Origin of the sequence: Dietzia sp. CW19, assembly GCF_014145265.1 — a bacterium.
Lineage (GTDB): Bacteria > Actinomycetota > Actinomycetes > Mycobacteriales > Mycobacteriaceae > Dietzia > Dietzia natronolimnaea.
The window spans coordinates 19,539-24,926 of sequence record NZ_JAALEE010000566.1 but is presented as its reverse complement, the minus strand read 5'-3'; the positions used below and the strand labels follow the sequence as shown (position 1 = coordinate 24,926).

The 5,388-nt window shown below is 62.4% G+C and carries 6 protein-coding genes; 1 reads left to right on the top strand and 5 read right to left on the bottom strand.

Features of this window, described 5'->3' with window-relative positions; genetic code table 11:
• Positions 1–222: 222 nt before the first annotated feature.
• From G6021_RS16665 to G6021_RS16645, 5 genes are all read right to left on the bottom strand, one after another.
• Positions 223–1,536: an Ig-like domain-containing protein gene (locus tag G6021_RS16665; RefSeq protein WP_182611233.1), complete on the bottom strand. Its 1,314-nt coding sequence runs from the start codon at positions 1,534–1,536 to the stop codon at positions 223–225.
• Between the two features lie 41 nt (positions 1,537–1,577).
• Positions 1,578–2,420, bottom strand: coding sequence for a F510_1955 family glycosylhydrolase (locus G6021_RS16660; protein WP_235027361.1), 843 nt, complete (start codon positions 2,418–2,420; stop codon positions 1,578–1,580).
• A 110-nt stretch (positions 2,421–2,530) separates the two neighbouring features.
• The gene (locus tag G6021_RS16655) at positions 2,531–3,163 is read right to left on the bottom strand and encodes a DUF305 domain-containing protein (protein ID WP_107746683.1); all 633 of its coding nucleotides are present in this window, start codon (positions 3,161–3,163) and stop codon (positions 2,531–2,533) included.
• A 76-nt stretch (positions 3,164–3,239) separates the two neighbouring features.
• Entirely contained in the window at positions 3,240–4,787 is a 1,548-nt protein-coding gene (locus tag G6021_RS16650; RefSeq protein ID WP_182611232.1) for a multicopper oxidase family protein, read from the bottom strand.
• Positions 4,777–5,067, bottom strand: a complete 291-nt coding sequence (locus tag G6021_RS16645) for a hypothetical protein (RefSeq protein WP_146166336.1) — start codon at positions 5,065–5,067, stop codon at positions 4,777–4,779. The genes G6021_RS16650 and G6021_RS16645 overlap by 11 nt, the downstream gene beginning before the upstream one ends.
• A gap of 132 nt (positions 5,068–5,199) precedes the next feature.
• Here G6021_RS16645 and G6021_RS16640 point away from each other — a divergent pair.
• Positions 5,200–5,388: transposase (locus tag G6021_RS16640; protein WP_182641774.1), on the top strand; the 189-nt coding region annotated here is incomplete at its 3' end.

Below are 5,388 nucleotides of genomic sequence, written 5' to 3'. Positions count from 1 at the left end.
CGGCGGCGGGCCATGGCCCCTGACAGTTCAGTTGTCAGCCCCACCTGATCAGCCAGAAGGCGTGGTGCGATGGCTCCGGCGTGGGAGATCACCCCGACACCATCAGCAGTAACGGACAGACCAGACGACCACGACGTACGCTTCACCTACCGAGTGCTTTCTGTGTGGGGACATGGAACCTTCGACAAGTCCCAGTTTCCCCTGTTCAGGAAGCACTTCGGTCTATTTTCGCCCAGCGATCCGCAGATCCCCGTGAATCACCCGGGCTAGGTCGGCATTTCCAGCACGCCAGGTTTCCCACGGGATGTTCCAGTCGCCCAGCCCGTCGGTCCCGGGAAGCGTCGGTCCGACGGTATTGATGACCTTGACCACGTCGCCCCGGTTGCTGCTGTTCTGGAACGACTTGGCGTAGGCGTCGGTGACATTGATACAGCCGTTACTGACGTTGGTGAAGCCCTGTTGTTCAACGGACCATGGGGCGGCATGGACGTAGATCCCGCTGTAGGACATCTGGGTGGCCCAGTTGACTGAAAGCCGGTAGCCGTCGGCCGAGTCGACCGGCACACCAAACGTCGATGAATCCATGATGAGCGATTCGTATCGGTCGCCGATGTAGTAGGTGCCGTTCGGGGTGGGTGTCGATGCCTTTCCTAGTGAGACCGGGCTACTGCTGACGACCTCGCCATTGATTCGGGTCGTCATTGTCTTGGTGTTGTCGTCGATCGTGGTGATGACCTCGTCGCCGATCGTGAAGTTGCTGTTTGCGTCCTGGGCTCCGTAAAGGCCTTCGCCCATATCGGTGCCGTAGATGTTGACGTCGACGTCGACCTCGGTGCCCGGTGCCCAGAATTCGGCGGGGCGCCAGCGAACCTCCGAGGGCGACACCCAGTAGAAGGCTCCTTCGACGGCGGGGGTCGTGGTGACCTCGATGGCGTCCTGGACGGCCTTACGGTCGCCGACGGCGGACTCGAAACGCACCGCGACCGGCTGCGCGATACCTACCGTGTGGCCCTGACCGGTCACCAGGCTCGCGCTGGTGGTCGAGTTCGGGACCACGGTGCTGAACGAGGACGAGTCTGTAATCGTCTCACCGTCGTCGTTAGTAGCGCTCGCCTCGATCGAGTAATCCCGGTTGTAGCCCAGAGTCTCGGTGGTGCGCCACTGGGAGCGTTCCGCGTTGAACTCGCCTTCGACCTCGCGGCCTTCTTCGTTTGTGACCGTGACATCGTCGAACGCACCGTCTGTCACATCCAAGACGATCGGTTCCCGCGGCGTCGCGGCCACTGTCCCATCTTCGAACGAGGTGTGAATGACGGCCGCAGCGGCGGGGGCTTCTTTCGGTGCAGCGGCCGTCGAGGTGTCCTCGGTATCTCCGATCGTGCACGCGCTCAGCCCTACTGCGGCCACCAAGGCCACCGCGACCGAGGCAAGCCGTTTCGCCGGTGTGCGCTCTGGTGCGGCTCCGCCTGCGAGCATCGCTTCTTTCCTCACCACTTCTCCCTCGAGTTCGTATGCGTTCTGACCGGTAGTTTCCATTCCGTCTTCGGTCGGCCTTGGTTTGCGCCGCCGACGACGTTTCAGGGAATCGTTAATGTATGAAATGACCGTCCATCAGCAGCGTAGGCAGTGTCCTGGTCCGCGGCGATGATGGCTTCGACATCACCGACAACTGGTCCCTGCTGCCACTCATCGTCGTTGACGTTCTTGCGCCAGGCGGTGCCGTCGGTATCGATCCCCCAGAGGGTGCCGTCTTCGGCTGCAGATATCAGCAGGAGTTCGGGAGCAGCTGGTACTGATGCGAATGTGCGCCCGATGTCGGTGCTGAGTTGTAGGCCTCCTGCGGTTGTGGCCCAGATGCCCTCGTCGGTAATCGCCAATGCTCTCGCGGCCATCTCGATGCCGTCGGTCCAACTGACGCCCGAGTCGGTGGACGTTCGAATTCCGTTGGCGGTGTCGAATCCGACAAGGGTGTTTCCGTCAGTGGTCAGGGCGTGAAAGTCGACTTCGCCGGAGAGGGATTTCGTCGCCCACGACTGGCCGCCGTCGACACTCTCGATGAGTCCGAGAGGATTGGGGGCGGAGCTTGACGGGCCAGGATGGCCCGAAGCGTAGAGGTTATCCGTCCCGGGCGCGCCTGTGAGCCCCATGAAGTCGTCGTCGGCGTCGCCGACGCGGGTGGTCGCGCCATCGGGGTTGAGGACGAAAAGCCCCGTATGCGTGCCGGCCAGCACCCTTCCCTCAGCATCGAGGTGGAGTCCGTGCACATGGTCAAGCGCGGGTGTTAATGCGGTGCCGACCGTCGATGAGGCGTCCCCGGATTCGGGTGCTGGCGTCTGCTGCGGGCTCGAACACGCGGTCGCGATGAGAGCCGATGCAAGGATGGCTATTGGGGTCCAGGCCCGCTTTCGGTGCGAAAGCATGAGTGCGTATCTCGTTTCTGGCAGGGACAAGAAAATGTGTTGATGCCCAGACGGTCTCCGGCGGGGTCGGACTGCCATCGACCCCGCCGGGAATGCGAGCCTTCGTTTTTTTACATGGAGTCGAGCATCTGCTGCATGGTGTCGATTTCCTGCTGCTGGGTGTCGATGATGGTTTGCGCCAGGTCGACAGCCGGCGGGTACGTGCCGTTCTCGACCTGGTCTTCGGCCATGGCCACGGCGCCTTCGTGGTGGGCGATCATCTGGTTGAGGAACAACTCGGCAGCCTCAGGGCCGGGAGCGTCGGACAACAGCTGCAATTCCTCATCGGAGAGCATGCCCTCCATCTGCGCCATGTCATGGTCACCGCCCATGTCCATGTCCATGTCCATGCCTTCGGGCTGCGTCGGCTCTCCCCACTGCTCGAGCCAGTCGGTCAGCTGCGCGATCTCGGGCCCCTGGGCGGCCTTGATCTCCTCGGCCAGCGAGGTGACGTCGGCGGGGACATCATCCTTGGACAAGATGATGTCGCTCATCTCGATGGCTTGCTCATGGTGGGGGATCATCATCTGGGCGAACATCACGTCAGCCTCGGAATGCTGAGCTGACTCCTCTGCCTGCTCGGTGGTCGAACTCCCGCTGGTCGCAGTGGTCTCGACGGCGGTCGTGGTCTCGCTGGCCGTGTCGGTCTCGTCGCTGGTGCAGGCGGACAGCCCCAGCAGGACCGCGGCGGCAGCGGCGGTCATCACAAGCTTCTTTCGATTCATCTGGGTTCCCTTTCTTCTGCGGACTTTCGGGCCCGCGGGTGGATCACCTTGCCGGTCAGGCGAGGTAGGACAGAGTGGTCATCATCCCGGCCTCTTGGTGATAGGCGTTGTGGCAGTGCAACGCCCACTGGCCAGGATTATCGGTGTCGAACTCGATCTCAATAGTGCGCATCGGCCGAATCGTGACGGTATCTTTGCGAAGCCCGCTGTCCGCGAGCGCGAACGTATGTCCGTGCAGGTGCATCGGGTGGAACATGTCGGACATGTTCCGCATCCGCATTCGCACCCGCTCCCCACTGTTGACCTCCAGCGGCGCCGAATCCGGGTGGACTTGGCTGTTGAGGGTCCACCGGTACGGCGACATCGTCCCGCCCAGGTCGACGCTGTGGTACCGATCATGACTTTGGCTAGACAGACGTACTGCCTCGCTGGGGGATAAGTCGGTACCCAATAGCGGACGCCGGTCCACTTCGACTGGTCGGGAATTTGTCGGGAGATCGCCCGCTGCTGTACGTACGAGGGCCTGCGCGTGACCATCCTTGCCTTCGGGCTGAGCGAACAACGGGAACACGCCGTCGCCGAGCGTGACCACAACATCGAACCGTTCACCCATGCCGATCAGAAGGGAATCGGTGTCCTCGGGAAGCACGGGAAAGCCGTCGGTGTGAGTGACGGTCATCCGGTGCCCGCCAAGCGCTACCCGGAACGCGGTGTCGGCGCCGGCATTAACGAACCGGATGCGCACGCGTTGGCCCCGCGACGCTCTCCAGACGTAGGGGTCGACAGGGAGTCGCCCATTGATCAGAAAGTGCGGGTAGGTGACATCCCCGGCGCTGCCGAGGATGGGGGAGATCATCGACCCCTCACCCCCATGCATGTCCATCATGTCGTGGTCCATCCCCTGCATCCCGGCATCTGCGGTGTCGGCACCGATGCCCAGATCACGGGCGACATCGTCGGGAGTCCGACCGGTCCCATCGAGCCAGTCGTCAAGGACCACGAGCCATTCATGGTCGTAGTCGCCGGGCTCGTCCGGATCATCGATGATCACCACTCCGTACAGGCCCCGATCGAGTTGCAGACCCGAATGTGAGTGGTAAAAGTACGTGCCTGGGTCTGGGGCGGTGAAGTCGTAGGTGAACGTGGTGCCTGGTGCGATCGGGTCCTGTGTCAACCCGGGAACCCCGTCCATGTCGTTGCTCATGGCGATCCCGTGCCAGTGCACGCTGGTCTCCTGTGGCAGCTGGTTGTCCACGGTGATCTGCAGCCGATCTCCAGCTTGGGCCCGCACCAGTGGGCCTGGCAATTGTTGGTCATATCCCCACGTTGAGACAACGCGGCCACCCAGATCAACATCGACCGGACGGGGGGTCAACTGCGCGGATACCACCGTTTGGCCGGGGGAGCGTCGCTCCTGTTCAAGCCGCCTCACGAGATCTGACGAGGCTCCCACGGGACTGCCCGTGGCTGATCCGGAACCAGAACATGCAGTCAGAGCGCCGGCGCCGGCGAGAAGCGATCCGGCCAAGCAGGACCGGCGGGAGACCAGCACGCGCGGCGCACGGCTTAGCGCACCTGCCCGCCCCGTGGCGTCAGCGTTCATCATGATCGACGCTTCGCGAAGTCGCGGTCCCTGCGGGAGATGCGAATGAGATACCGGAAGAGACGACCCCATTAGCAGGAGAGTGCGGCCCGCGCAGGTGCCGATGCCCTCCAAAAAGACTGGTCGCCAAGGCCAGAACCATCGCCCAGAAACCGAGTACGAACGCGATCAACAGAACGATGTCGATCCAGTTCACACCGTAAAGCCACCCCATCATACTCAACTCCTCGCCTGTCTTAGAAACTCGATTCTGCGGTGTGAACTGCGAGATCTGGGTCATCGTTTCGTCAAGATCTGATCAAGGTTCTTCTCTGACAAGCTCGACTCGAGTTGGGAGAGGCCTGGCCTGCTGCGGTGATCTCGGACGGTGGACCCTCTTAAAGTGAGGGGCCTACCGAAATGAGATCCAGCAGTGAGTGCATCACGCAGGCGGTTCAGCCAGGAGTTCAAGGATGAGCTGTGCCAGGAGGTCATCACGACCTCGAAGACGATCAAGGACGTCGCGGTGGCCTACGGCGTGGGCCCCGAGACATTGCGGAACTGGTTGAACAAGTACCGCGAGACCCACGGCGGCACGGAGACCGAGGTGACGCTCGATGAG

Bases quoted from the DNA above. Each gene is read 5' to 3' on its own strand.
- G6021_RS16665 (WP_182611233.1), bottom strand. From the start codon at position 1,536: ATGGAAACTACCGGTCAGAACGCATACGAACTCGAGGGAGAAGTGGTG.
- G6021_RS16660 (WP_235027361.1), bottom strand. From the start codon at position 2,420: ATGCTTTCGCACCGAAAGCGGGCCTGGACCCCAATAGCCATCCTTGCA.
- G6021_RS16655 (WP_107746683.1), bottom strand. From the start codon at position 3,163: ATGACCGCCGCTGCCGCCGCGGTCCTGCTGGGGCTGTCCGCCTGCACC.
- G6021_RS16650 (WP_182611232.1), bottom strand. From the start codon at position 4,787: ATGAACGCTGACGCCACGGGGCGGGCAGGTGCGCTAAGCCGTGCGCCG.
- G6021_RS16645 (WP_146166336.1), bottom strand. From the start codon at position 5,067: ATGACCCAGATCTCGCAGTTCACACCGCAGAATCGAGTTTCTAAGACA.